The 23,949-nt window shown below is 71.4% G+C and carries 27 protein-coding genes and 1 tRNA gene; 9 read left to right on the top strand and 19 right to left on the bottom strand.

Annotated features, from left to right (window positions below; genetic code table 11):
• Positions 1 to 35: 35 nt before the first annotated feature.
• The 4 genes from ACGFMK_RS15700 to ACGFMK_RS15685 all read right to left on the bottom strand — a co-directional run bounded on the left by ACGFMK_RS15700 (position 36) and on the right by ACGFMK_RS15685 (position 3,022).
• Positions 36 to 887 (bottom strand): haloalkane dehalogenase, encoded by an 852-nt coding sequence (locus ACGFMK_RS15700; RefSeq protein ID WP_392762759.1) that lies wholly within the window; start codon positions 885 to 887, stop codon positions 36 to 38.
• Between the two features lie 10 nt (positions 888 to 897).
• Complete coding sequence (locus ACGFMK_RS15695) at positions 898 to 1,356, bottom strand: MarR family winged helix-turn-helix transcriptional regulator (protein WP_392762757.1); 459 nt, start codon at positions 1,354 to 1,356, stop codon at positions 898 to 900.
• A 62-nt stretch (positions 1,357 to 1,418) separates the two neighbouring features.
• Positions 1,419 to 2,642, bottom strand: coding sequence for a kynureninase (locus ACGFMK_RS15690; RefSeq protein ID WP_392762868.1), 1,224 nt, complete (start codon positions 2,640 to 2,642; stop codon positions 1,419 to 1,421).
• On the bottom strand, positions 2,639 to 3,022 hold the full coding sequence (locus ACGFMK_RS15685; protein ID WP_392762754.1) for a DUF5997 family protein: 384 nt from the start codon (positions 3,020 to 3,022) through the stop codon (positions 2,639 to 2,641). Before ACGFMK_RS15685 ends, ACGFMK_RS15690 begins: the two co-directional genes overlap by 4 nt.
• 41 nt (positions 3,023 to 3,063) lie before the next feature.
• Here ACGFMK_RS15685 and ACGFMK_RS15680 point away from each other — a divergent pair, with 41 nt between their 5' ends.
• Positions 3,064 to 3,807: a LysR substrate-binding domain-containing protein gene (locus ACGFMK_RS15680; RefSeq protein ID WP_392762751.1), complete on the top strand. Its 744-nt coding sequence runs from the start codon at positions 3,064 to 3,066 to the stop codon at positions 3,805 to 3,807.
• Between the two features lie 4 nt (positions 3,808 to 3,811).
• Here ACGFMK_RS15680 and ACGFMK_RS15675 read toward each other — a convergent pair whose 3' ends face one another.
• Positions 3,812 to 4,093, bottom strand: a complete 282-nt coding sequence (locus ACGFMK_RS15675; protein WP_392762748.1) for an isoamylase — start codon at positions 4,091 to 4,093, stop codon at positions 3,812 to 3,814.
• A gap of 206 nt (positions 4,094 to 4,299) precedes the next feature.
• Here ACGFMK_RS15675 and ACGFMK_RS15670 point away from each other — a divergent pair, with 206 nt between their 5' ends.
• Both ACGFMK_RS15670 and ACGFMK_RS15665 read left to right on the top strand, forming a co-directional pair.
• Entirely contained in the window at positions 4,300 to 4,815 is a 516-nt protein-coding gene (locus ACGFMK_RS15670; protein ID WP_392762745.1) for a hypothetical protein, read from the top strand.
• A gap of 45 nt (positions 4,816 to 4,860) precedes the next feature.
• Positions 4,861 to 5,043, top strand: a complete 183-nt coding sequence (locus tag ACGFMK_RS15665) for a hypothetical protein (RefSeq protein ID WP_392762744.1) — start codon at positions 4,861 to 4,863, stop codon at positions 5,041 to 5,043.
• 59 nt (positions 5,044 to 5,102) lie between these two features.
• On the opposite strand, the gene ACGFMK_RS15660 is transcribed toward ACGFMK_RS15665, so the two are convergent.
• On the bottom strand, positions 5,103 to 6,104 hold the full coding sequence (locus tag ACGFMK_RS15660; protein ID WP_392762741.1) for a hypothetical protein: 1,002 nt from the start codon (positions 6,102 to 6,104) through the stop codon (positions 5,103 to 5,105).
• A 190-nt stretch (positions 6,105 to 6,294) separates the two neighbouring features.
• On the opposite strand from ACGFMK_RS15660, the gene ACGFMK_RS15655 reads away from it, so the two are divergent.
• Positions 6,295 to 7,254, top strand: a complete 960-nt coding sequence (locus ACGFMK_RS15655; RefSeq protein ID WP_392762739.1) for a hypothetical protein — start codon at positions 6,295 to 6,297, stop codon at positions 7,252 to 7,254.
• Between the two features lie 249 nt (positions 7,255 to 7,503).
• Here the strand turns inward: ACGFMK_RS15655 and ACGFMK_RS15650 are convergent, their stop codons facing one another.
• A complete protein-coding gene (locus ACGFMK_RS15650) occupies positions 7,504 to 7,776 on the bottom strand; it encodes a hypothetical protein (RefSeq protein ID WP_392762736.1) in 273 nt (90 codons plus the stop codon).
• Positions 7,777 to 7,966: 190 nt separating this feature from the next.
• Between ACGFMK_RS15650 and ACGFMK_RS15645 the strand changes: the two genes are divergently transcribed.
• A tRNA-Ile gene (locus ACGFMK_RS15645) sits at positions 7,967 to 8,040 on the top strand.
• Between the two features lie 143 nt (positions 8,041 to 8,183).
• Here the strand turns inward: ACGFMK_RS15645 and ACGFMK_RS15640 are convergent.
• Complete coding sequence (locus tag ACGFMK_RS15640; RefSeq protein WP_392762734.1) at positions 8,184 to 9,164, bottom strand: bile acid:sodium symporter family protein; 981 nt, start codon at positions 9,162 to 9,164, stop codon at positions 8,184 to 8,186.
• 96 nt (positions 9,165 to 9,260) lie between these two features.
• On the opposite strand from ACGFMK_RS15640, the gene ACGFMK_RS15635 reads away from it, so the two are divergent.
• Entirely contained in the window at positions 9,261 to 10,094 is an 834-nt protein-coding gene (locus ACGFMK_RS15635) for a LysR family transcriptional regulator (RefSeq protein WP_392762731.1), read from the top strand.
• Here ACGFMK_RS15635 and shbA read toward each other — a convergent pair whose 3' ends face one another.
• Complete coding sequence (shbA, locus tag ACGFMK_RS15630; RefSeq protein WP_392762865.1) at positions 10,095 to 10,691, bottom strand: RNA polymerase sigma factor ShbA; 597 nt, start codon at positions 10,689 to 10,691, stop codon at positions 10,095 to 10,097.
• Positions 10,692 to 10,838: 147 nt separating this feature from the next.
• On the bottom strand, positions 10,839 to 11,330 hold the full coding sequence (locus ACGFMK_RS15625) for an RNA polymerase sigma factor (protein ID WP_392762728.1): 492 nt from the start codon (positions 11,328 to 11,330) through the stop codon (positions 10,839 to 10,841).
• A 595-nt stretch (positions 11,331 to 11,925) separates the two neighbouring features.
• On the opposite strand from ACGFMK_RS15625, the gene ACGFMK_RS15620 reads away from it, so the two are divergent.
• Positions 11,926 to 12,189: a WhiB family transcriptional regulator gene (locus ACGFMK_RS15620; protein WP_323331510.1), complete on the top strand. Its 264-nt coding sequence runs from the start codon at positions 11,926 to 11,928 to the stop codon at positions 12,187 to 12,189.
• A 357-nt stretch (positions 12,190 to 12,546) separates the two neighbouring features.
• Here the strand turns inward: ACGFMK_RS15620 and ACGFMK_RS15615 are convergent, their stop codons facing one another.
• The 3 genes from ACGFMK_RS15615 to ACGFMK_RS15605 form a co-directional block, all read right to left on the bottom strand.
• Positions 12,547 to 13,530, bottom strand: coding sequence for an RNA polymerase subunit sigma-70 (locus ACGFMK_RS15615; protein WP_392762725.1), 984 nt, complete (start codon positions 13,528 to 13,530; stop codon positions 12,547 to 12,549).
• A 9-nt stretch (positions 13,531 to 13,539) separates the two neighbouring features.
• On the bottom strand, positions 13,540 to 15,057 hold the full coding sequence (locus ACGFMK_RS15610) for an MFS transporter (RefSeq protein WP_392762722.1): 1,518 nt from the start codon (positions 15,055 to 15,057) through the stop codon (positions 13,540 to 13,542).
• Between the two features lie 79 nt (positions 15,058 to 15,136).
• Entirely contained in the window at positions 15,137 to 15,757 is a 621-nt protein-coding gene (locus ACGFMK_RS15605; protein ID WP_392762719.1) for a TetR/AcrR family transcriptional regulator, read from the bottom strand.
• Positions 15,758 to 15,853: 96 nt separating this feature from the next.
• Between ACGFMK_RS15605 and ACGFMK_RS15600 the strand changes: the two genes are divergently transcribed.
• On the top strand, positions 15,854 to 16,597 hold the full coding sequence (locus tag ACGFMK_RS15600; RefSeq protein ID WP_392762716.1) for an SDR family NAD(P)-dependent oxidoreductase: 744 nt from the start codon (positions 15,854 to 15,856) through the stop codon (positions 16,595 to 16,597).
• A gap of 225 nt (positions 16,598 to 16,822) precedes the next feature.
• On the top strand, positions 16,823 to 18,037 hold the full coding sequence (locus tag ACGFMK_RS15595) for an LCP family protein (protein WP_392762714.1): 1,215 nt from the start codon (positions 16,823 to 16,825) through the stop codon (positions 18,035 to 18,037).
• 6 nt (positions 18,038 to 18,043) lie between these two features.
• Here the strand turns inward: ACGFMK_RS15595 and ACGFMK_RS15590 are convergent, their stop codons facing one another.
• The 6 genes from ACGFMK_RS15590 to ACGFMK_RS15565 form a co-directional block, all read right to left on the bottom strand.
• Positions 18,044 to 19,234 (bottom strand): acyl-CoA dehydrogenase family protein, encoded by a 1,191-nt coding sequence (locus ACGFMK_RS15590; protein ID WP_392762711.1) that lies wholly within the window; start codon positions 19,232 to 19,234, stop codon positions 18,044 to 18,046.
• Position 19,235: 1 nt separating this feature from the next.
• The gene (locus ACGFMK_RS15585) at positions 19,236 to 20,141 is read right to left on the bottom strand and encodes a 3-hydroxyacyl-CoA dehydrogenase NAD-binding domain-containing protein (protein WP_392762708.1); all 906 of its coding nucleotides are present in this window, start codon (positions 20,139 to 20,141) and stop codon (positions 19,236 to 19,238) included.
• Entirely contained in the window at positions 20,138 to 20,884 is a 747-nt protein-coding gene (locus ACGFMK_RS15580; protein WP_392762706.1) for an acetoacetate decarboxylase, read from the bottom strand. Before ACGFMK_RS15580 ends, ACGFMK_RS15585 begins: the two co-directional genes overlap by 4 nt.
• 1 nt (position 20,885) lies before the next feature.
• Positions 20,886 to 21,629 (bottom strand): crotonase/enoyl-CoA hydratase family protein, encoded by a 744-nt coding sequence (locus tag ACGFMK_RS15575; RefSeq protein WP_392762703.1) that lies wholly within the window; start codon positions 21,627 to 21,629, stop codon positions 20,886 to 20,888.
• A gap of 15 nt (positions 21,630 to 21,644) precedes the next feature.
• A complete protein-coding gene (locus tag ACGFMK_RS15570; RefSeq protein ID WP_392762701.1) occupies positions 21,645 to 22,799 on the bottom strand; it encodes a CaiB/BaiF CoA transferase family protein in 1,155 nt (384 codons plus the stop codon).
• 117 nt (positions 22,800 to 22,916) lie between these two features.
• The gene (locus ACGFMK_RS15565) at positions 22,917 to 23,813 is read right to left on the bottom strand and encodes a LysR family transcriptional regulator (RefSeq protein ID WP_392762698.1); all 897 of its coding nucleotides are present in this window, start codon (positions 23,811 to 23,813) and stop codon (positions 22,917 to 22,919) included.
• Positions 23,814 to 23,949: the final 136 nt, after the last annotated feature.

Here is a 23,949-nt window from a genome sequence, read left to right as displayed (position 1 = left end):
CCCTTCGCGCGGCGGTCCGTCCTCAATCGACAGTATTACCGCAGCCCGTGGTTGTCCGCCCAGGCCGAGATCTCGGTAGCGATCTCCTTCGGGCGATCTTCCTGGGCGTGGTGCCCGGCTTCGCCGCACGCGACGACGTGCAGCGCCGCGATGTTCTCCGTGCACCACTTCGCCATCGCCTCGCCGATGAGCAGGGTCGGCGAGCCTGCGAACGTCAGCAGCAGCTTCGGGACGTCCTCGCTGGACGCCAGCCACGCGTCGTAGGCCTCGATGCGCGTGACGAGCCCGGCCGGGTCGCCGCCGAGCGGCAGCTGCCGGGCCCAGGCGAGGATCGGGCGGCGGCTTTCGGGCGTCGGGAACGGCGCCAGGTAGGGCTCGAGGTCGGCGACCGGCGTGCGCACGCCGCCGGTGAAGGCCTGCCGGACGAACAGGTTCTGCGCCAGCACCATTTCCTCGCCGACACCCGGCGTGCGGATCTTCCGGGACCGTTCCGCCGCCTGCGGTGAGAGGTCTTCCCAGGCCATGGGCCTGATGATGGTTTCGAAGAACGCCAGCCCCCGGACCCGGCCCGGGTGGCGGGCGGCGAAGTCGAAAGCGAGCGCGCCGCCCCAGTCGTGGCCGACGAGGACGACGTCCTCCAGGCCGAGCGCGTCGAACCAGGCGTCGAGGTAGCGGGCGTGGTCGGCGAAGGCGTACGGGACGTCGGGCTTGCCCGAGCGGCCCATGCCGATCAGGTCGGGGGCCAGCAGCCGCCCGGCACCGACGTGCGGGAGGACGTTCCGCCAGCCGTACGACGAGCCGGGGTTGCCGTGCAGGAACACGATCGGGGAGCCGCTACCGGACTCTTCGTGGTGGATGACCGAATCGAGGACGGGGGTTTCGGGCATGGCCGTTCCTTCAGGAGGGATCCAACGGGGTGTCGAGCAGGAGGGTGAGCTCGCGGACCAGCACGTCGGTGCGCTCGCCCTCGCGGCCGCCGAGCGGGGCCAGCAGCCGGTCGAGCAGGGCGCTCACCGTGCTGATCGCCGGGCGCACGATCTCGCGGCCGTGGCCGGTGAGCGTCAGCCGGACGGTCCGGGAGTCGGCCGGGTCGCGGGTGCGCTCGATGAGCCCGTCGGCGTCGAGCGAGCGGGCCAGCTTGGAGACGTACAGCGCCTCGAGCCCGGTCTGGTCGGCGAGCTCGCGCTGGCTCGGCTGCTGTCCCGTGCGGTCAAGGCCGTAGAGGGAAGCCAGCAGCACGTATTGGGCGTGCGTCAGCCCCAGCGGCGCCAGCGCGCGGTCGACGGCCACCCGCCACTTCATGGACAGCCGCCAGACGAGGTAGCCCGGCGTCGGCCCGTTCGATTCCCTGCTCATGGCCGATACAATACATGGCTACTAAGTACATGGCTACTGTTTCTGGCCGGACTCTGCCGCGGTCAGGCCAGCTCGCGGATCCGGGCCATCGCGTCCCGGACCTCGGTGAAGCCGGTGGTCAGCGGGCTGAGCCCGAGCCGGATGCCGTCGGGGCGGCGGAAGTCGACGATCACGCCGTGCTCGATGAGCCGCGCCGACAGCCGTTCGGCGTCCGGGTGCCGCAGGGTGACGTGCCCGCCGCGGCGGTCGTCTTCGCGGGGCGAGGCGACCGTGAAACCGAGCGGGACGAGCCACGCGTCGGCGAGGTCGAGCACCCACCGGCCGAGCGCGACGGCCTTGGCGCGCACGCGCGTGATCCCCGCTTCGGCCAGCAGCGCGACGCCTTCCTGGACGCCCACCATGCCGAGCACCGGCGGCGTGCCGGACAGGGCGCGGCGGATTCCCGCCGCGGGCTCGTAGCGCGCCGCCATGCCGAACGTGTCGGCCGCGCCCATCCAGCCGGTGATCGGCTGGCCGAAGGCGTCCTGGTGCCGGGCGGCGACGTAGAGGAACGCGGGTGCGCCGGGGCCGGCGTTGAGGAACTTGTACGTGCAGCCGACCGCGAAGTCGGCCTCGGCGGCGTCCAGCTCCACCGGGACGGACCCCACGCTGTGGCAGAGGTCCCAGACGGCGAGCGCGCCGCGCTCGTGCACCAGCCGCGTGATCCCGGCCAGGTCGGCGATCGCGGCGGACCGGTAGTCCACATGGGACAGCACGACCGCCGCGGTGCGCTCGCCGACGACGGCCGCGACTTCTTCGGCCCCGAAGCCGTCCCACGGGTCGGCGTCGATCCACCGCACGGTCAGGCCCAGCTCGGCGGCGACGCTTTCGACCAGGAACCGGTCGGTGGGGAAGTTCGCGGTGTCCGTGACGATTTCGTCGCGCCCCGGCCGCAGCGCGACGGCGGCCCGGATCGTCTTGTAGAGGCAGACCGACGTCGAATCGGCGACGATCGCCTGGCCCGGCGCGGCCCCGAGCGCGACCCGGCCCAGCCGGTCGCCGATCTGCTCGGGCAGCGTGAGCCAGTGCTCGTCCCACGACCGGATCAGCCGCGAACCCCACTCCTGGGTGACGACCTCCTGCAGCCGTTCCGCGGTGGCGAGCAGGGGGCGGCCGAGGGAGTTCCCGTCGAGGTAGGCGACGACGCCGGGGTCGGCGATCGGCACGAACCGCGCCCGGAACGGGGCCAGCTCGTCGTCGGCGTCGAGCTGCGCGGCCCGCTGCGCCGACGTGTCCGCCGCGCTCAGTTGGCCTGCTCCTTGAGGTTTTCCTTGACCCGCGCGGTTTCCTTGCGCACGTCGGCCTGGACGGCGCGCTCGCGCACCAGCCACTCGGGGCTTTCCGTCTTCAGCGCGTCGATCTCCTCGGTGGTCAGGGCACCGGTGATGCCGCCGCGCGCGAGGCCGCCGATGGAGACGCCCAGCCGGGCCGCGACCACCTGACGCGGGTGCGGCCCGGTGCGGCGCAGCTCGCGCAGCCACTCCGGCGGGTCGGTCTGCAGCGCGTTCAGCTCGTCGCGCGACACGACGCCGTCCTGGAACTCCGGGGGCGTGGCTTCGAGGTACACACCCAGCTTCTTCGCCGCGGTCGCGGGCTTCATCGTCTGGGTGGTCTTGTGCGACGTCATGCCGACCAGGGTAGCCAGCGCCCGCCCGGTAACCTGACCCGGTGACCGGCCCGGACGTCCCCGATACCTTCCGGCTCGCGTACGTCCCGGGAGCGACGCCCGCCAAGTGGGTGCGGACCTGGGCCGAGCGGGTCCCGGAAGTGCCGCTGCAGCTGGTGCCCGTGGCCGCCGCGGACGCCACCGCCCTCGTGCGCGAGCGCGGCGCCGACGCGGCGCTGCTGCGCTCGCCGATCGACCGCGACGGCCTGCACGCGATCCCGCTCTACACCGAGACGACGGTCGTCGTCGTCCCCAAGGACCACATGGTCGCCGCGGCCGACGAAGTGGCCGTCGCGGACCTGGCGGACGACGTCGTGCTGAATCCGCTCGATGACACGATCGAGTGGGAAACGCTCCCGGGACGCCCGGCTCTGGAGCGTCCGGCCACGACGGCGGACGCGATCGAACTGGTGGCCGCGGGCGTCGGCGTGCTGGTCGTCCCGCAGTCGCTCGCCCGGCTGCACCACCGCCGCGACCTCACCTACCGGCCGGTGACGGACGCGCCGCATTCGAGCGTCGCGCTGTCGTGGCTGGAGGACGAGACGACGGACCTGATGGAGGAGTTCATCGGCATCGTCCGCGGCCGCACGGTGAACAGCACCCGCGGGCGCCGGGAGCCGGCGCCGGCTCCCGCCGAGCGGAAGTCCCCGGCCCGCAAGGCCGCCGGGGGGAAGTCCGCGAAACCCGGCGCCGGGCGCCGCGGTGGCGCGGTGGCGAAGCGCGGGAAGCCGCGGCGCCGGTCCTGAGCGGTCAGTCCGTCGCGCAGACGCAGTTGCCGTCCGCGCGGTGCGGGAGGTCGGGGTCGTCGAACCAGTGGCCGTCCTCGCCGAGGTAGCGGAACTGGAGCACGGTGCCCGGCACCACCTCGACCGACGTCGAGCGGCGGCCGTTCGACCGCGGCTGCAGGTGGTGGCGGCCGGGGGTCCAGTCGTTGAACGAACCCACGACGCTCACGCGCCCCGGCGGGGCGTCGACGGGCAGGCTGAAGGTGACGCGCCGGGCTCCGGCGCGGCTCTTGCTGATCTTGATCACTCGGCGGTGGCCCTTTCACGGGACGGTCGGGAGGGCGTGCTCGACGCTGAGCGCGCCCATGATCGCACACCTGTGACGATTCGGTCACGAAGAGTGCTCAAAAGGGGGACACCGCCGCTCAACGGTGCGCCACCGACCGGGTGGACCTGCCGTCATCCATGATCATCTTGCTGTTTTTCGAGGCTTCCGGTGCAAAACTGGCTGCCGTGACCATCACCGTTGATCGTCTCGTCCAGGACCCGTGTGCCTGGCTCAGCGCCGCGACCCACGAGCTCGCCGACGCGCCACCGGCCGACACTCGAGCGGTGCTCCTGACGGTGTGGGACGGGCTGGCCGCCGCGCGGCTGGCCGGCCTGCACGCCGCCACGGCGTCGCCCGGCTGGCAGGCGCGGCAGCGCTGCGCCGAAGCCGTCGAGTTCGACCTCGCCGTGCAGCTGGCCAGGGACTGCACCGTCGCGCCCGGCCTGGCCGTCCCGGCCCGGCTGCCCGGGGCCGCGGTCGACTGGACGTGCGACCGGGCCGACGCCGCCGTCGCCGTGATCATCCGCTTCTGCCGCACGGCCGAGCGCGTCCTGCGCCGGGCCGGCGAGCTGCGGCCGGTGTGGGAGGACAGCCTCCTCGGCCCGGTCGCCCTGACCCGCTGGCTCGGCGACTGCTGGGCGGGCCGCCACACGTGCTGCCCCCTGCGGCTCCCGGCGCCCCCGCCCCCGTGGTGGCGCTGAGCGTGTCCGTCAGGTGAAGGCGGGGCCGGCGGAGAGGAGCATCGGGTGAGACCGGCCGACGCCACCCGTTCGTCCCTGCGAGATCTGCTGGTGGCCGAACTGTCCGCCGCCGCCGCCCGAGCCCAGCACGCAGGCTGCCCACCGGAAGTCCTGACGGAGCTGTTCGAAGTCCGGCTGAACTCGGCCGCCGACGCCGCTCAGGCTCCCGACCCGCTCGATGGTCCGTGAAGGCCACATTGAGGGACTCAGCGTCCCTCGATGTGGCCTTCACGGACTTGTCGCCGGGGTCAGCGGGTGAGCAGGGTCAGGACCGTCGTGACGATCCGGTCGAGGCGGGCGTCGTCGGCCAGTGCGGTGGCCAGCCAGTCGTCGCGCGGGGAACCGCTGTGCGGCAACGCTTCGAGCGCGCCCGCGCCGAACACCACCCGGACCACCGCGGTGACCGCCGTCGCCGGGTCCTGGCCGCGGGCCAGCCGCGCCTCGATCGCGCGCAGGGCCTGTTCGGCGAGGGCGGTGAGCCGGGCGTCCTCGACTTCGTACGGGCGCACCAGCTCCAGCGGCGACAGTTCGGCCGAGTTCTCGGCCGGCATCGGCGCGACCGGCGCGCGTTTGTGCCCGAGCGGGCGTTCGACGTGCGCGGCGTACCACTTCGGCCGGGTGCGCATGGCCGCCAGCACCGTCCGCACCTCGCGGTCGAGCGCGTCGCGCAGGTCGTGCGCGGCCGGCTCACCGGTGACCTCGGCGCGGCGCGCGGCCCAGCCGGCCAGTGGCCACAGCTCGCCGCCCGCGGTCGCCGGCACGCCGACCCAGAGCAGGATCTGGACGGCGAGTTCGCCGAGCCACGGGTCGTGCCCGAGGGCGTCGCCCAGCCAGCCCGGCAGCCGGGGCCGTTGCAGCGCCCCGATTTCGCCGCGGCGCTTCCGGTGCGCGTCGACGGTCGCCGGGGTGAGCCGGGTGGCCAGCCAGCCCTCCAGGTTCTCGATCGGCTCGCTCGCGCGCCGCAACGCGTGTTCCACCACGGCTTCGACGTCGTCGTGGAAGCCGTCGAGGCAGTCCGGCCGCATCCACTCGAGCCCGCGCAGGCAGTCCGGGTGCCGTCGCTGCAGTTCCAGCGGCTTGGTGAGCCGCGCGAACACCAGCGGCCACGTCAGGCTGTAGACCGCGCCGCGCAACCGGGCGAGGTCGCGGGCGGGCGCGGCCGAAGCCGAGCCGGCGAGCCGCCCGGCGCGGGCCAGCTCCCGGACCCCGGCGACGTCGGCCGGTCCGGTCGGGTACGTGGTGCCGGGCACTCGTTCCTCCCGCTGCCTCGTCCGAATGCGCTACCAGGGCAAATGGTCGGCCGGTCGGAGGAGCGGAAAAGGTCGTCGCCAGGCCGATTTCCGGGCCGACTGGCCAGCAACTGGCCACCCGGGAATCACCTGTTCGGTCCAGCGAATACGACCGATCGCGCGGAAGCCCGCGTGTCACAATCGGTTTCCGATGTCACCTGACGGCGGCCTGGGCCGCGAACTGACCGCGCTGCGGCGGGGCTGGGGGCTGGAGACCGTGGGCCTCCGCGGCCGCGTGGGCCCGCTGCTGTCCGCCTGGTGCGAGCTGCACCGCACGAAGAACGACCGCGAGGCGCGGCGCGTCCTGCGCGACGCGGTCGAGAACGCGATCAAGGACTTCCCCGAGGGCGACCAGCTGGCGGTCCGGTTCGCGCTGTGCATCGAGCCGGGCGCGCAGCACCCGCAGCTGAGCGACCGCGTCGAGATCCTGCGGGGGCGCCTGCGCGTCGCCGAGCGCACGGCCCGGCGGCGCATCGACCGCGCTTTCGCGAGGCTGGCCGCCGAGATCGAAGCGCAGACGCAGTGCGACCCGGACGAGCCGGACCCGGACAAGGGCTGGTTCGTCAAGCGGCTCAAGGCCGTCGTCCAGCTGGACAAGGCCGCGCCGACGGTGGTCGAGGAACGGCTGATCGTCGCGACCCGCGACGGCCTGAGCCGGATTTCCGCGCGGTTCACCGTGCCCCGCACCGAAGACGGCCACGACGCCGAGCGTCACGTGTCCGCCGGCGTCCAGTACGGCGTCCGGATGGGCGAGCCGATCCGCGAGGGGCAACGGCACTTCCGCTGGCTGCTCGACCTGCCCCGCCGGCTGGACAGCGGGCAGCAGCACTCGTACGCCCTGGAGTTCCAGGTCGACGACGGCCTGCCGATCCGGACGTCGTACGCGTTCGTGCCGCTGGTGACGTGCGAGTCGGTCACGGTCCGCGTCCGCTTCCACCCGGACCACCTGCCCCGCGCGGTGTGGCGGCTGGACAAGGTCCCGCAGTCGGTCCTGGCCGACCCACCCCAGCCGGGCGCGGCCCTGCCTCTGGACGGGACTTTCGAGGTGGCGCAGGACTTCGTGGCCCCACAGCTCGGCTACGCCTACGGCATCCGCTGGCTGGCCGACTAGCGCCCGCACTGGGCGATCGGCCCGTCATGGAACAAGGCGCGAACCGCGCTGTCCGGTGCACCGATCGGCGGCAACGATTTCTGCACCGTTTCGCACGGTCTCGGCCAGGTCCCGGCCGCCTCGGCGACCACGTTCCAGGTTCGCCCGGACGACGCCGAAGACACCTCGTCGGACTTCCCGTTCCCGACCACCAGCATGAGCCCGGTGACGGAATCCGCCGTGAAACCCTTGCCCGGCAACGACTTCAGGTCACCGGGGCCGTGGCGACGGCTTGTCCCGCAGTTCCTCGGCGAAGATGGCGTCGACGCGCGAGCCGGCGCGCAGCAGGACCCGGGCCGCCGCGCGGAGGCCGTAGCCCAGGGCGAACAGGAGCAGCAGACCCAGGCCGATGGCCGCGGAGTTCGCCACGAGCGCCTCCCGGTACTGGTGCGCGAGGTAGCCGAGGCCGGCTCCGGCGATCAGGGCGTCGAGCAGGGCCAGCTGAATCGCCCGGGACGGCACGGCTTGGAGTGCAGTGGCCATCGGTCACCCTCCCGCCGGGGACGTTCAGCGGCAACGTCCTTGCAACCTAGACGAGCGTGCCCCCGTTCGGCAGCCACGACAACCTGTTTGGCCTACCGGATCAGCCCGGATGGCCGCTGTGATAACTTGAACCGAACTGGGTCTTCTTTGCATCAGCAAATCCCCGTGCCGTCCACGCGCACCGGGGCCGGGGGCGGTAGCTCAGTTGGTTAGAGCAGGGGACTCATAATCCCTTGGCCGCGGGTTCGAGCCCCGCCCGCCCCACGAGGTGGGTCTTGCTGTTCGCAAGCCCTTCGGGGCTTGCTCCCCGTGCCCGCCGTACCTGCCCGGGGGACGACCCCCGGACCCCCGGTGCGCTAACGCGTGTCGCCTTGAGTTGTCGGCTTGGGGGTGTCCACAGTGGACCTTCAGGCGGCGACTAGTTCCTCGGCACCTTCGGTTTCTCGGGCGTGGCGGCGGGCCATGGTGGCGCAGACGATCAGTTGTAGCTGGTGGAACAGCATGAGTGGCAGCACGATCAGGCCGACTTGTGCGTGCCCGAACAGGACCGTGGCCATCGGCAGGCCGCTGGCCAGGCTCTTCTTCGAACCGCAGAACACGATGGTGATCCGGTCGGCGCGGGCGAACCCGAGCAGCTTCGCGCCCCAGCCGGTTGCCGTCAGCACCGCCGCGAGCATCACGACGCACACCGCGGCCAGCACCAGCAGGTGGCCGGCGTCGAGCCGGTGCCAGATGCCCTCGGTCATGCCCGCGCTGAACGCCGTGTAGACCACCAGCAGGATCGACCCGCGGTCGAACAGCTTGAGCGGCGCGGAGTTCCGGGTGATCCACCCGCCGATCCAGCGCCGCGCCAGCTGGCCCGCGACGAACGGCGCGAGCAGCTGCAGCACGATCCCCAGCACGGCCGAGCCGTCGACACCGGCACCGTCACCGGACAGCAGCAGCGCCACCAGGACCGGCGTCACCACGATCCCGGCCAGGTTGGACAGCGACGCACTGCAGATCGCGGCCGCGACGTTGCCCCGCGCGATCGAGGTGAACGCGATCGAGGACTGCACCGTCGAGGGCAGCACCGACAGGAACAGCACCCCGGCGGCGAGCTGCGCCGGCAGCACGGACGCGGGCAGCAGCGTCACGGCCAGGCCGAGCAGCGGGAACAGCACGAACGTCGAAGCGAGCACGACCGAGTGCAGCCGCCAGTGCCGCAGCCCTTCGAGGGCCTCCTGCGTGGACAGCCGGGCGCCGTAGAGGAAGAACAGCAGCCCGACGGCGATCGTCGTGGCGGTGCCGAACCCGCCGGCCACGGCCCCCGAAGCGGGCAGCAGCGTGGCGACGCCGACGGTGGCGAGGATGGCGACGATGAACGGGTCGAGACGCAAGCGGGACATGGATCTCCTTCCACAGCCATTCTCGCCACGGCCCCGCTCATTGTGAACCCCGATGACCGGACTGACTGTCATCGCCGATCGTGATAAAAGAAGAGAGTGCTGGACCCGCGCCTGTGCCGTTCCTTCCTCGCCGTCGCCGAGACGCGCAGCTTCACCGCGGCCGCGCGCCGGCTCGGTGTCGGCCAGCCGACCGTCAGCCAGCACGTCCGGCGGCTGGAGCGCGACGCCGGCGGGACGCTGTTCGCCCGCGACACCCACACCGTCGAGCTCACCGCGCGCGGGCAGGCGATGGTGGGGTTCGCGCAGACCATCGTGGACACCGAAGAGCGCGCCCAGCGGCACTTCCGTGGGGCCGGGCTGCGCGGCCGCGTCCGCTTCGGGGTGTCCGAGGACTTCGCGCTGGGCGAACTGCCGGAGATCCTGCACCGGCTTCGCCGCAGTCACCCGCTGGTCGACGTCGAGCTGACCGTCGAGCTGTCGGACGTCCTGGCGCAGCGGCTGCGGGCCGGGCAGCTGGACCTCGTCCTCGGCAAACGCCGTCCGGGCGCGCACCACGGCCGGCTGCTGTGGCGGGAGCCGCTGGTGTGGATCGGTTCGGCGGCCACCGTGCTGGAGCCGGGGGAGCCGGTGCCGCTGGTGCAGTACCCGATGCCCTCGATCACCCGGCAGCTCGCGGTGGAGTGCCTCGAACGCGCCGGCCTGGAGTGGCGCGCCGCGTGCCAGACCTCGAGCCTCACCGGCCTGCGGGCCGCGGCGGCGGCCGGGCTCGGCGTCACGCTGCACGCGCGCAGCCTCGTCCCGGCCGACCTCGTCGAGCTGGACGGCCTGCCCGAGCCGGGCGACATCGAGTTCATGCTGCTGGCGCGCGAGTCGATGGAGGAGCCCGCGGCGGCGCTCGCGGAGTTCGTCCTGGACCGCGTCGGACGCTGACTACGCCTCGTCACCGGTCAGCAGGCGCCGCAGCCGGGCCAGCGCGCGGTGCTGCGCGACGCGGACCGCGCCCGGGGTCGAGCCGACCGCACCGGCCGTCTCCTCCGCGGACAGGCCCACGACCACCCGCAGCACGACGATCTCGCGCTGCTTCTCGGGCAGGATCTCCATCAGCCGGGTGAGCCGCTCGTTGAGCTCGAACTGCAGCGCCCGCTGCTCCGGCCCGGCGGTCTCGGCGACGCCGTCGGGGACCTCGGCCACCGGGTCGGTGCGGTTGCGGGCCGCGGCGCGGTGCGCGTCGGCGACCTTGTGCTGGGCGATGCCGTAGACGAAGGCGAGGAACGGGCGGCCCTGGTCGCGGTAGGACGGCAGCGCGGTGAGCACCGCGAGGCAGACCTCCTGGGCGACGTCGTCGGCCGAAGCGAAGGACCGCTCGTGGCGCCCGACGCGGGCCCGGCAGTAGCGCACCACCAGCGGCCGGATCGTCGCGAGCAGCCGGGCGATCGCGGCGTCGTCGCCGGCGATCGCGTCGGCGACCGGCTCGTCGTGCCGTCGCCAGTGGGACGGGAACTCGGCGGCGGGTTGCGCCGCGGCTATCTCCCGGACCAGCGCCCGGCCGCGGACCCGCAGCAGGGTGCCCTCCACGTCGAGGCCGACGCGCAGCGAGTCGTGCAGCGCGGCGTTCGACTCCCGCAGCTGCTCGGTGATCGCGCGATCCCCGTACTCGGTTGCCGGCATTTCAGCTCACCTTCCCCTGTCCCGCTGGTCTTCGGGTGGTGCGGCCCGGTGACGCCTGAGGCGTTCCCGTACGTGGCGGAGGTTCGAGCGGACGGTCGCCGGGGCGACCCGGAGCGCCTTCGCGATCTGCGCGGGGGTGAACCCGTCGAGCGACCACGCGAGGACCATCCGCTGCTGGCCGGGGAGCGTCGCGAGCAGCTCGATGAGGTCGCCGTGCGGCTCCACCAGCGCGGACAGCTTCTCGTCGTCCCCCGGTTCGGCGATCGGGGCCCAGTCCACGCGCGCCTCGGGGTCCGGCGTGTCGAGCAGCCGCCCGGCGACGCGGCGGACCCAGGCCCGCGGTTCCTCGATGGTCGGCCACGCCTCCAACGCGTGCAGCATCGCTTCGGCGGCCACGTCACGCGCGGTTTCGACCTCGAACCCGGCCTTGCACAGGAACGCCACGAGTGGCGGGAAGTCGGCGCGGAAGAACGCGTCGAACTCGTCTCGACCGCACACGGCCGTCTCACCACCCCTCGCCTCCACAGGGACAGGTGCGGTGAGGTGACCGCCACGTGTAACGATTCGATCACGACTACACGGTAGGAGTAATGCGGTGCGCCATCCGGATCACAGCGAGTGACGGGTTAGGTCGGCGATCTTGGGTACCCGGAATGGGATGAGTCACGGAGACCACGAAGACCGATGCCACGGTCACCTGGCCGCGCGCCCCGGCTCCGCCCGGAGACGCACCCGCGAACGGTGACTTCCGGTCACCGGCCGGCGACCGCGCGTCCCGGTGTGCGGCCGTCGCGGCCGGGCCGGAAGTCGTTGCCGGAGCGGGAAACCCGACGCCGGTCACCAGGCTTGGCCACGAGGTGCAAGGGGACGCGCCGGGGCCGGTGCCGTCGATCGGGTGACGTGATCGACATCGAGATCCCCGGAAGAAAGGCGTACTCTCACGTGTTGCAGTCTTGGTTACCCGGAGGGTGAGCCGGGGACCGACGCCAAAACCCCCTTGACCCGCGGATACGCTTGCGCGCCCGCGGCGGTCAAGTCGGTTGACGCGCCATGACAATGGGAAACAAGAGAGCTAGGGAGGTGAACGAAGGAAATGGAAGCCACGATGACGGGCTGGGCGGAACTCGCGGCCTGCAAGGACGAGGACCCGGAACTGTTCTTCCCGATCTCCGAGGTCGGTCCGGGCGCCCGGCAGACGTCCCACGCGAAGGCGGTGTGCGGTCGCTGCCCGGTACGCGCCGAGTGCCTCGGCTACGCGCTCGACAACGGCCTGGACCACGGCGTCTTCGGTGGGTACACCGCGGTCGAACGCCGGCAGCTGGTGCGCACGGCGCCCCAGCGGGACCGAGTGGCCTGACCGCCGCCCGGTGACCTCTTCCCGGCGGCCTGAAAGCGAAACACCGAATCCGGAGAACGAATACCGGACGTGTGTGCGCCCGGGTGGGTGATTCCCGCGGGAATCACCCACCCGGGCATTTCTTTTGCCTGATGTGGGTGACGCATTGTCGGCGCACCATTCACCGCCGTTTCCGGAGCCGCCGCGGGATCCGCGATCGTGCCCTGCGCCACTGCCACCGGCACGCTCGGAGACCCGGCCGGCCCGCTCCCGCGTGAACAGAACGAGTCACGTCCCCGGACACGCGAGTCCCGTCCCCACGCACGCGAGTGACGAGTCCGGACCCGGGAGATCTGCGTTCGTGCTCTCCCAGCGGGCTCACTCCGGCGTCGGGAAGCCCTCCGCGGGCCAGGTTTCCGGCAGGCCCCACGGCCCGGCCGGCAAGGCCTCGAACGCCGCCATCGCCGCGACCAGGCCGCGTTCGACGGTCAGCAGCGTCACACCGAACCAGCGGTAGGCGTCTTCGCCCGGGCGGCGCAGGTACGTCGCCACGGCGGGCTGGCGGTTGGCGCGGATCGGCCGCATCCGGAACCGTCCGACGCACGTCGGCGCGGCCGGGTCCAGGCTGAGCGACAGGGCCGCGGTGATCGCCCCGCGCGAGCCGAACCACAGCGGGTACGGCGGCATGATCGCCTGCGCGTCCTCGTGCAGCAGCCGCGCCACCGCGTGCGGGTCGCCCTGTTCGTACGCCGCGATGAACCGCTTGAGCAGCGCGGCTTCCCCGGCCGTCGGATCACCGGCGGACCACTCGGCCCGGCGCGCGGGCAGCCGCTCGCGCAGCGTCGTCCGGGCCCGCTGGAGCGCGCTGTTCGCCGACGCGACGGTCGTTTCGAGCACCGACGCCGTCTCCTTCGCCGGCCAGCCGAGCACGTCCCGCAGCATCAGCACCGCCCGCTGCCGCGGCGGCAGGTACTGCACGGCGGCGAGGAACGCGAGCTCGATGGTCTCGCGCTCGACGACCACGGCGTCCGGCGAGCCGGCGTCCAGCAACCGGTCGGGGTACGGCTCCAGCCACGGCAGGTCGGCCGCCGCGAGGGGCCCGCCCGGTTCCCCGGACGGGCCCAGCTGGTCGGGCAGCACCCGCCGCGGCCGGCGGGCGAGCGTGTCGAGGCACGCGTTGGTCGCGATCCGGTAGAGCCAGGTGCGCACGCTCGCGCGGCCTTCGAACCCGTCGCGGCTCTTCCACGCCCGCAGGAACGTCTCCTGCGTGAGGTCTTCGGCGTCGCTCAGCGAACCGAGCATCCGGTAGCAGTGCACCTGGATCTCCCGGCGGTGGCGCTCGACGACGCTTTCGAAGTCCACCCGGGCAAGCTAGCGCACCGCGGGCTCCTCGTCCGCCAGCCGCTCCAGGCCGTTCTGCGTCTTGAGCGGCAGGTGCTTGAGGAACGCCACCGCGACGACCACGAGCAACGCGATCGGCGCCGCGATCAGGAACAGGTCGCTGGTCGCCGTCCCGTACGCCTCCCGGATCACCCGCGCCACCGGCTCCGGCAGCGTGGCGAGGTTCGGCACCGTCTCCGAGCTGCCGCCGCCCGGCAGCGGGCCGAGACCGGCGGTGATCAACGCGGTAACGCGGTCGGCGAGCACCGCGCCGAGCGCGCTCACCCCGATCGAGCCGCCGAGGCTGCGGAAGAACGAGAGCGTGGACGTCGCCGCACCGAGGTCGTGCGCCGGGACGTCGTTCTGGGCCACCAGCACCAGGTTCTGCATCAGCAGGCCGACGCCGACGCCGAGCACCAGCATGAACAAGCTGAGCACGAGCACGCTCGTGTGCGCGTCGATCGTGCCGAGCAGCCCGAGCCCGGCCGCCAGCAGGAGCGCGCCGAGGACCAGGTGCGCCTTCCACCTGCCGGTCCGGCTGATCAGCTGGCCCGACACCGTCGAGGAGACGAGCAGGCCGAAGATCATCGGCAGGCTCATCAGCCCGGCCACCGTCGGCGACTTGCCCAGCGCCAGCTGGAAGTACTGCGACAGGAACACCGTGCCGCCGAACATCGCGACGCCGACCAGGAAGCTGGCCACCGTGGTCAGCGTGATCGTGCGGTTGCGGAACAGGCCCAGCGGCAGGATCGGCTCGCGCACCTTCGCCTCGACGAACACGGCCAGCGCCAGCACGACCAGCCCGGTCGTCACCAGTACGGCGGTCTGCCAGGAGCTCCAGGCGAACTGGTGCCCGGCCAGCGACGACCAGACCAGCAGCGTCGAGACCCCGGCCATGATCAGGAACGCGCCCAGGTAATCGACCTTCACGTCACGGCGCACCGTCGGCAGCTTCAACGTCCGCTGCAGCAGCAGGATCGCGGCGACGGCGAACGGGACGCCGAGGAAGAAGCACCAGCGCCAGCCGAGCCACGACGTGTCGACCAGGACACCGCCGATCAGCGGGCCGGCGACGGTGCCGACGGCGAACACACCGCCGAAGATCCCGGAGAACTTGCCCAGCTCACGCGGGGAGACGATGGCGGCCATGATCACCTGCGCGAGCGCGGTGAGCCCACCGCCGCCGATGCCCTGCGCGACCCGGCTGGCGATCAGCACCTCGATGTCGCCGGCGAACCCGGCCACGAGCGAGCCGACCACGAACAGCGCCAGCGAGACCTGGATCAGCAGCTTCTTGTTGTAGAGGTCGGAAAGCTTGCCCCACAACGGAACCGTGGCCGTCATCGCCAGCAGTTCGGTGGTGACCACCCAGGTGTAGGACGATTGCGAGCCGCCCAGCTCGCTGACGATCCGCGGCAGCGCGTTGGCGACCACGGTCGAGGCCAGGATGGCCACGAAGATGCCCATCATCAGCCCGGACATGGCTTCGAGCACCTGCCGGCGGCTCATCGGGCCGGACGTATTCGTCTCCGGTGGGTCGGCGGTCATGGACATGGGTGTCCCCCCTGGGTGTCGGATTCGGACCGGGTCAGCAGGTCCGTTTCGGGTCGGGCAGGCCGGCGGCGACGCTCGCCACGGCCTCGTCGAAGAGTTCGGTGACCGTGGTGTTCTTGCCGTCGAGCTCGCGCCACCGCAGCATCGCGGCGCTCATCGCGCCGCCGACCACGGCCAGCAGCAGCGAAGGGAACAGGTCGCCCGGCTCGCACCCGGCGCGCCGGGCGATCGCCGCGGTCAGCGGCTCGGCCTGCTGGGCGTTCATCGTCACCGCGCGGTGGAACAGGGCCGGGTTCTTCTTGATCGCGGTCATCCGGGCCAGCCACTCCCGCGGGTTTTCCCCGACGTCGGCGACCTCTTCGCGCATGACGGCGACCAATGCGTCCATTGTGGACAGCTCGGGCGGCTGGGCGAGGAACCGCCCGACGGCGCGCTCGGTGCGTTCGAGGTGGTCCGGGAAGGCGATCACCACCGCGTCCTCTTTGGACGCGAAGTAGTTGAAGAACGTGCGGACCGACACGTCGGCCGCGGCCGCGATGTCCTCCACCGTGACGGCGTCGAGGCCGCGCTCGGCGACGAGTTCGACGGCGGCGACGGCCAGCGCGCGGTGCGTCTCGTACTTCTTGCGCTCGCGCAGGCCGGGTGGTGGGGGCACGCCACCAAGGTAGCGGAACTTGCACGTCGTGCAAAGTTGCATTTCGTGCACCGACCTGCCTTCGCGGGTGGTGGTCCCGGCTGGGAGACTGCCCGGGTGAGCGGAACGGTGCTGGTGCTCGGCGGACGCAGTGAGATCGGGCTGGCCGTGGCGAAACGCCTGGTCAACGGGGACACGCGGCGGTTCGTGCTGGCCGCGCGACCGGGCGCCGACCTCGCTGCCGAGGTCGCCGCGCTGCGCGAGGCGGGTGCCGAAACCGTCGAAACGGCCGACTTCGACGCCGACGACCTCGCCGCACACGGCGCGTTCCTGGAGAAGGTCGCGGCCGACCACGGGCCCCTGGACGTCGTCGTGCTCGCCTTCGGCGTCCTCGGCGACCAGGAGCGCGCGGAGTCCGACGCCGCCCACGCCGCCGCGATCGTCCACACCGACTACGTCGCCCAGGTCGGTGTCCTGACGCACGCCGCGAACCTGCTGCGCGCGCAGGGGCACGGCAGTCTCGTCGTGTTCTCCTCGGTGGCCGGGGTGCGGGTGCGCCGCGCGAACTACGTGTACGGCTCGGCGAAGGCCGGCCTCGACGGCTTCGCGAGCGGCCTCGCCGACGCGCTGCACGGCTCCGGCGTCCGCCTGCTGCTCGTGCGCCCGGGCTTCGTGATCGGGCGGATGACCGAGGGCATGTCTCCGGCGCCGTTTTCGAGCACGCCGGATCAGGTCGCGGACGCGACGGTCGCCGCGCTGCGCCGCGGGCGCGGGGTCGTCTGGGTGCCGGGCGTACTCCGTCCGGTCTTCTTCGGGATGCGCTTGCTGCCCCGCGCGATCTGGCGCAGGATGCCGCGTTGACCCGGTAGCCGGGACGCGTGTGGCAGGCGCCACAGCACTTTCCCGTGCCCGCGCGGGCACGGTGCGTCGCGAAATCGGCCGTTGGGCTCGTTCTTGCTCGGCCGATCGGGCAGCGTCACAAGCTTTCAACAAGTTTCTCAGGTAATTCCCAGCTAGCGCGGTGATCCTCGAACGAGGGGGCGGAAGGCCTTTCGAGGGGTCATCGAGGGAAGCAGGGGAACTGTCGTGCTGTGGTCGTCCCGGGGGAGCCGCGTCGGCGGCCGCGTGGTGCTCGGCGTCGTGTCGACGCTGGTGCTCGCCGCGACCGGGTACGCGTGGTCGCAGCTGAGCAAGCTCGACGACGGCATCGTCACGGCCAACGTCATCCCGCCTGCCGCCCAGATCGGCACCGAAGACGCTCCGCCCGGCGAGCCGTTGAAGGTCGCCCAGAACATCCTGCTCGTCGGGATCGACGCGCGGACCGACGCGTACGGCAACCCGTTGCCGCAGAACGTTCTCGACGCCCTGCACGCGGGCAGCGGCGACGACGGCGGCGACACCACGGACACGATCATCGTGGTGCACATCCCGGCCGGCGGCGCCGCGGCGACCGCGATCTCGATCCCGCGCGACTCCTATGTGGACATCGCGGGCGGCTACGGCAAACACAAGATCAACTCGGCCTACAGCCGCGGCAAGAACGCCTCGATGTCCGGTCTGCGGGCCCAGGGGCTGTCCGGCGCGCAGCTGGAGGTGGCGGCGAACGAGGCCGGCGCGAAGACCACCATCCAGACCGTCGAGAAGTTCACCGGCCTCACGATCAACCACTACGCGTCGATCAACCTCGCCGGGTTCGACGCGCTGTCGCAGGCCGTCGGCGGGGTCGAGGTCTGCCTCAAGGCGCCGGTGCACGACACCTACTCCGGCGCGGACTTCCCGGCCGGGAAGCAGACGCTGTCCGGCGCCCAGGCTCTCGCGTTCGTGCGGCAGCGCCACGGCCTGCTCAACGGCGACCTCGACCGGATCGCACGGCAGCAGGCGTTCCTGTCCGGGATGGCGAAGACCGTCCTCAACGCCGGCACGTTCACCGATCCGACGAAGCTGAACGCGCTGGTCGGCGCGGTGCAGGGCGCGGTGGTGCTGGACCGGGGCTGGGACGTGCTGAGCTTCGCGCAGCAGCTGCGGGGGATGACCTCGGGCGCGATCGGGTTCGCCACGATCCCGGTGCAGAGCCTCTCGCTGGCGACGCCGTCCGACGGCGACGCGGTGAAGGTCGACCCGGGCCAGGTCCAGCAGTTCGTGCGCACGGCGATCAGCACCCCGTCGGTGCAGGCCTCGGGTGACGCGGCGGTCGGCGTCCGCCCGGTCGCCGCGACCGGCACGTCGACGCCGTCGCCGGGTGCCCCCGGCTCCACGCCGAAGCAGCCGGCGACCTCGACGGCCGCCGGCTGCGTGAACTGAGCGTCCTTACACGAACGCGGACTGTCCGGTGATCGCCTTGCCGACGATCAGCGTGTTCATCTCACGAGTGCCCTCGAACGAGTAGATCGCCTCGGCGTCGGCGAAGAACCGCGCGACGTCGTAGCCGAGCACGATCCCGTTGCCGCCGAAGATCTCGCGGCTCCAGGCGACGACCTCGCGCATCCGCGACGTCACGAACGCCTTGGCCAGCGACGAGTGCTCGTCCTTGAAGATCCCGGCGTCCTGCAGGCGGGCCAGCTGCACGAGCATGCCCCACGACGCGGTGATGTTGCCGAGGCTCTTCACGAGCAGGTCCTGCACCAGCTGGAAGCGGGCGATCGGCCGGCCGAACTGCTGCCGCTCCTGGGCGTAGGCGAGCGCGGCTTCGTAGGCGCCGATCGCCACGCCGAGCGCCTGCCACGCGACGCCGCCGCGGGTGGCGCGCAGGATCTCCGCGACGTCGCGGAAGGAGTTGATGCCCTGCAGGCGGTTGGCCTCCGGCACGCGGACGTCGGTCAGGGTGATCTCGGCGTTTTCGACGATCCGGAACGCGATCTTGCCCTCGATCTTCTCCGGCACGAAGCCTGGCATGTCCTTCTCGACGACGAAACCCTTGACGTGGTTGTCGTCGACGTCCCGCGCCCAGACGACGATGTAGTCGGCGAAGGTCGCGTTGCCGATCCACTTCTTGGCGCCGTTGAGGACCCAGGTGTCACCGTCGCGCTTGGCGGTCGTACGCATGCCGCCCGCGACGTCGGAGCCGCCGAGCGGTTCGGTCATCGCGAACGCGCCGATCTTGTCCATCGCGGCCATCCCGGGGAGCCAGCGGTCACGCTGTTCCTGGCTGCCGCCGGAGTGGATCGAGTACATCGCGAGTCCGTTGTGGACACCGAAGAACGTCGCGACCGACGCGTCGGTGCGGCTCATCTCCATCGCCATCATGCCGGTGAGCAGGTGGCTGACCGCGGGCTTGTGCTCGCCGTACCCCTCGTACGGCAGCCCGGCGAGACCGCTTTCGCGGAACATCCCGATCAGTTCCTTCGGGAAGGTGCCCTTTTCCCAGTTCTCGTTCACCAGCGGCTTCACGTCGTTCTGCATGAACTCGCGCGCACTCACGAGCAGCTTGCGCTCGTCGTCCGGCAGCAGCGCTTCGAAGTCGTAGAAGTCGGCGGTCAGCTTGTCCTTGAGCGGTTCCATGTCAGTTCTCCTCCACTGCCTTGATCACGGCGAGCTGCTTGCGGTCGCGCGTCCCGGCGAGTTCCGAGTACGTGGAGGAGCCGTAAGCCTTTTCGACGGCCTCGATCAGCCGTTCCTGCTCTTCGGGGCGCTGGCTGGGAGTGCCCAGCCCGGCCCACATCTGCTTCATCGACTTGCCGATGTGCTCGGCCATGTGCCGGTACCCGCCGGGGCCACCACCGAGGTGTGAGCCGAGGAACGGCCCGACCGTGGCCCAGCGGATCCCGAGCGAATTCGTGATGACCCTGTCCAGGTCCTCCGGCGTCACCACACCCTGCTCGACGAGGTAGATCGCCTCGCGGCTCAGCGCGTTCTGCAGCCGGTTCCCCACAAAGCCCGGCATTTCCTTGCGCTCCACGACCGGTGTGCGGTCGAGGAAGGTGTAGAAGTCGACGGCGGTTTCGACACTTTGCCGGCTGGTCTGCTCGCCGGGGACGACCTCGACCAGCGGGATCAGGTGCGGCGGGTTGAACGGGTGTCCGATCAGGACCCGGCTGCCGTCGATTTCACCGGTGAACGCCGTCGACGGGATGGCGCTCGACGAGCTCAGCAGCAACGCGTGCTGCGGAGCTTCCTTGACCAGGGTCGCGAACAGGTCCTTTTTGAACTCGACGTTCTCGGGACCGTTCTCCTGCACGACATCCGCGTCGCGCACGGCTTCGGTGACGTCGGCGGCGATGTAGACCCGGCCCGCCAGGGCCTCGGCGGTCGTGCCGAGGTGCGGGGCGAACGTCTCGAGGGCGTCGGTGATGGCCTCGGCGAGGTCGGGGCGCGGATCGCTGACCCGGACGGTCAGGCCGTGGTGGGCGAACAACGCCGTCCAGGACAGGCCGATGGTGCCCGCGCCGATGACTGCGGCGTTCTTCATGACCGCGCTCCTTCCAAGTAGTCGAAGACCGGCTTGACCGGAGCGAGCGTCAGGTCGGTGAGGATGTGGCTGGCGGACACGACCTCCAGCACGGGCAGGTCGGCCAGCGGAGCCAGGACGTGCTGGAACAGCTGCAGCCGCGCGGGGCCGGTGTAGGCCTCCTTGACCACCACGTCGGTGATCTCGGTGCGGACCAGCTCCTGCACTCGCGGCGTGCCGTCGTAGCCCGGGATGGTCTTGAGCATGAACGTCGGGACCGTGATCTGCTTTTCGGCCTCGCGGACGTCCAGCTCGTGGTGCTTGTAGCCCATGGTCGCGGTCGCCACCCGGAGCGTCCCGTAGTCCAGGGTGCCCACCAGGACACCGTTGTCGACATACAGACTCGGGCGGCCGACGGTCTTCGGGTACGCGCTGACCTCGCGCCCGGACGCGGTGGCCGGGAAGTTGTCGAGGTACATCGCGTGCAGGTACTCGCCGCGCTCGCCGTCGAAGCTGACCTCGATCGCCTGGCCGGATTCGGTGTACGGGCCGTAGCCGGAGACGTCGCCCATCTTCATGACCTCGAAGCGCACCAACGGTTCCTCGACCCGCAGCGGCTCCGGGACGACGGCGCGCAGGGCGTCGGCGTCGGTGCGGTAGACGATGTTCAGGTACTCGCGGTCGGTGAACCTCGGGACCACGGGCGCGAACGCCGGGGCGGTCAGGGGAGTCGTCACGTGCCGGCGGACTTCGTCGATCTTCATGTCACTCACCGGTCCACTTCGGACTGCGGCGCTCGGCGAAGGCGGTCATGCCCTCGCGGACGTCGGCGGACTGCATCAGTTTCTTGATTTGTTCACGCTGCACGGTCGCGGGATCCGCGGCACGCACGATCTTCTTCACGGCGGCCAGCGCCAGGGGCGCGTTCTCCGCCAGCTTCTCGGCCAGCTGCAGCGCGACGGCGGCGGCGTCCCCGCTCGGCGTGGCGCGGTTGGCCAGGCCCAGCTCACCCGCGCGGCGGCCGGTGACCGGCTCGCCGGTGAGCAGGAACTCCATCGCCAGGTGGTGCGGGATCCGCTTCGGCAGCCGGAGCACGCCACCACCGGCGGCGATCAGGCCACGCTTCACTTCCGGAAGACCGAACTTCGCGTCTTCGGCGGCGACGATCAGGTCGCAGCCCAGGGCCAGCTCGAACCCGCCGCCCATGGCGGACCCTTCGACGGCGGCGATCAGCGGCTTGGTCAGCTCGGCTTCGGTCAGGCCGCCGAACCCGCGTCCCGGGATCTCCGGCGACTCGCCCTGCAGCGCGGCCTTGAGGTCCATGCCGGCGCTGAAGGTGTTGTCGGCGCCGGTCAGGACGCCCGCCCGGAGCGCCGGGTCGGCTTCCAGCTCGTCCAGCGCGGCGGCCAGCCCGGCCGCGACGGCGGCGTTGACCGCGTTGCGGGCCTGCGGCCGGTCGATCGTGATCAGCAGGGTGCCGCCGATCCGCTCGGTACGTACTTCGGTCATGGTCTTGCTTCTTTCTCAGAGTTCCGCGAGGACTTCGGCGGTGTCCTGTCCGGCCAGCGGGGCCAGGCGGCGGATCGAGCCGGGCGTCGCGGAGAACTTCACCGGGATGCCGACCGTGCGGATGGTGCCCTCGCTCGGGTGCTCGACGGTGTCGAGCAGGTGGCCGTCGCGGACGTAGCTGTCCTCGTGCGCCCGGTCCAGTTCGAGCACCGGCGCCATCGGGATGCTGTGCTTTGCGCAGACCTCGGCCCACTCCTCGGTGGTCAGCGCCGGGGCGCACGCCGCGATCTGCTCGGTCAGCCACTCGTTGTCGGTGCGGTCGATGGCCTCGCCGTTGACCCGCGGGTCCGCGGCCAGCTCCGGACGTCCCGCCGCGGCGAAGAAGTCGCGGAAGTTCTTGGGGTTGTAGGGGATGACGCAGGCGAGGCCGTCCTTGGTGCGGACCGCGGCGTGGCCCTTCGTCATCGACAGGCCGAAGCCGGTGGGGCCCTCGGCGGGCTCGTAGGTGTGGCCGGCGAGGTGCTCGACCAGGTTGAACGCGAGCAGGGTGTCCGTCATCGGGATCTCGATCCGCTGACCCTCGCCGGTCTTGTCGCGGTGCACCAGCGCGGCGAGCACGCTGTAGGCGATGGTCAGCGACGACACCTTGTCGCCGATGATCGTCGGCAGGTAGACCGGCTCGCCGAGCGCGCGGTTGGCCACGTCGACCAGGCCGGAGGAGGCCTGCACGGTCTCGTCGTAGGCGGCGTTGCCGGCCTGGTCGGAGTCGCTGCGGAAGCCCTGCGCGTGGGCGTAGACCAGGCGCGGGTTGCGCGCGGCGACGTCGGCGTAGTTCAGGCCGAGCCGGGCCAGCGCGCCGGGGCGCATGTTGGTGATCAGCACGTCGGCCGTGTCGATCAGCTTGAGGGCCTGCTCGCGCTCGGCCTCGTCCTTGAGGTTGAGGGCCACGCTGCGCTTGTTGCGGTTGACGTTCAGGTTCAGCGGGGTCATGCCCGGCGTGGTGCGGTACTGGCCCACCCGCACGGTGTCCGCGGGGGACTCGATCTTGATCACGTCGGCGCCGAGGTCGCCCATGATCTGGGCCGCGTACGGGCCCATCACCACGGTCGAGAGGTCGATCACACGCACGCCGTCCAGCGGGCCGGCGGCGGTGGGGGTGATGTCCGTCATCATTCGTCCTTTCGCGCCTTGCTTCGTTGCTCTACTTACGAACGTAGGCGCGGGCGGCACGAAAGGGAATGATCATGATGCGCACAATGGTGTGACCGCGATGGTCATACCATTTCTTCAGCTGCTGAGGGGCTCTTTGAAGATGTCTTTCGCGGCTTCGACGAGTTCTCGCAGGTCGCGGTCCCGGCGCCACAGCAGGCCGGTGTCCAGCTGAGGCCGGAAGTCGCTGAACGGCAGCACGATCACGTTGTCCAGGCGGTAACCGTGCATCGGGCTCCGGTCGTCGAGCATGGAAATGGAAAAGGCCTCGCCGCTGGAAATGATTTCGGACGTTCCGCCGTAGCCGGTGTTGGTCAGCCGGATGCGTTTCTTGACGCCCAGTTCGTTCAATTGATGATCGAGCTGGTCGAAGTACGCGGGCGTGATTTCCCCAGGTGAGGCCACGTACGGGAATTCGGCCAGCTCGGCCAGGGCAACGGAGTCCCGCCCGGCGAACAGGTCGGCCGGAACGACCGCGCCGAGCCGTTCCGACATCACGGGCAGCTGCTCCAGCGCCGGATCGGTGACCGGCAGCCGGGCGAGGGTGAGCGCGAGCTTCCCGTCGTGCACGCCCTGGACGAGGTCGGCGGTGGTGCCCGGCCAGCGCTTGAGCTCGTAGCGCGCCTTGACCCGCTCGGCCAGGGCGTTGACCCGCTCCCGCAGGTCCGGGTGCACGCCGGCGGGCATGCCGAGGAAAACCGTGCTGCGCTGCGGCTCGGCCGCCTCCTTGAGCCGCCACGGGATGGCGTTCACCTGCTCGAGGACGTCCCGCGCGAGCGGCAGCAACGCGGCCCCGGCGGCGGTGAGCGTGACGTGGTGGGTGCTGCGGTCGAACAGCTGCTGCCCGAGTTCGTGTTCGAGGTCCTTGATCCGCTGGCTCAACGGCGACGCGGCCATGTGCAGCTTCCGGGCCGCCGCCGAGAAGTTCAGCTCCTCGGCGACCGCGACGAAGTAGCGCAGGTGCAGCATCTCCATCCCCAGACCCTAACGACCCTCACCGTGTCGTCCTCCCAGGTACGCGTGTCGTCCACTGGGATACGCGTGTCGTCCGTCCAATCACGCGAGATGCGCCTCCAGCCACGCGAGTCCCGTGTGCCGGAACGGACGACAC

The organism is Amycolatopsis sp. NPDC049252 (genome assembly GCF_043197175.1).
Classification (GTDB): Bacteria; Actinomycetota; Actinomycetes; order Mycobacteriales; family Pseudonocardiaceae; genus Amycolatopsis.
This window is presented reverse-complemented; position numbering and strand designations above follow the sequence as displayed.

Bases quoted from the DNA above. Each gene is read 5' to 3' on its own strand.
- ACGFMK_RS15620 (WP_323331510.1), top strand. From the start codon at position 11,926: ATGGAAGCCACGATGACGGGCTGGGCGGAACTCGCGGCCTGCAAGGAC.
- ACGFMK_RS15640 (WP_392762734.1), bottom strand. From the start codon at position 9,164: ATGTCCCGCTTGCGTCTCGACCCGTTCATCGTCGCCATCCTCGCCACC.
- ACGFMK_RS15610 (WP_392762722.1), bottom strand. From the start codon at position 15,057: ATGAGCCGCCGGCAGGTGCTCGAAGCCATGTCCGGGCTGATGATGGGC.
- ACGFMK_RS15685 (WP_392762754.1), bottom strand. From the start codon at position 3,022: ATGACGTCGCACAAGACCACCCAGACGATGAAGCCCGCGACCGCGGCG.
- ACGFMK_RS15695 (WP_392762757.1), bottom strand. From the start codon at position 1,356: ATGAGCAGGGAATCGAACGGGCCGACGCCGGGCTACCTCGTCTGGCGG.
- ACGFMK_RS15655 (WP_392762739.1), top strand. From the start codon at position 6,295: ATGTCACCTGACGGCGGCCTGGGCCGCGAACTGACCGCGCTGCGGCGG.
- ACGFMK_RS15565 (WP_392762698.1), bottom strand. From the start codon at position 23,813: ATGGAGATGCTGCACCTGCGCTACTTCGTCGCGGTCGCCGAGGAGCTG.
- ACGFMK_RS15570 (WP_392762701.1), bottom strand. From the start codon at position 22,799: ATGACGGACATCACCCCCACCGCCGCCGGCCCGCTGGACGGCGTGCGT.
- ACGFMK_RS15700 (WP_392762759.1), bottom strand. From the start codon at position 887: ATGCCCGAAACCCCCGTCCTCGATTCGGTCATCCACCACGAAGAGTCC.
- ACGFMK_RS15585 (WP_392762708.1), bottom strand. From the start codon at position 20,141: ATGAAGAACGCCGCAGTCATCGGCGCGGGCACCATCGGCCTGTCCTGG.
- ACGFMK_RS15580 (WP_392762706.1), bottom strand. From the start codon at position 20,884: ATGAAGATCGACGAAGTCCGCCGGCACGTGACGACTCCCCTGACCGCC.
- ACGFMK_RS15590 (WP_392762711.1), bottom strand. From the start codon at position 19,234: ATGGAACCGCTCAAGGACAAGCTGACCGCCGACTTCTACGACTTCGAA.
- ACGFMK_RS15575 (WP_392762703.1), bottom strand. From the start codon at position 21,629: ATGACCGAAGTACGTACCGAGCGGATCGGCGGCACCCTGCTGATCACG.
- ACGFMK_RS15650 (WP_392762736.1), bottom strand. From the start codon at position 7,776: ATGGCCACTGCACTCCAAGCCGTGCCGTCCCGGGCGATTCAGCTGGCC.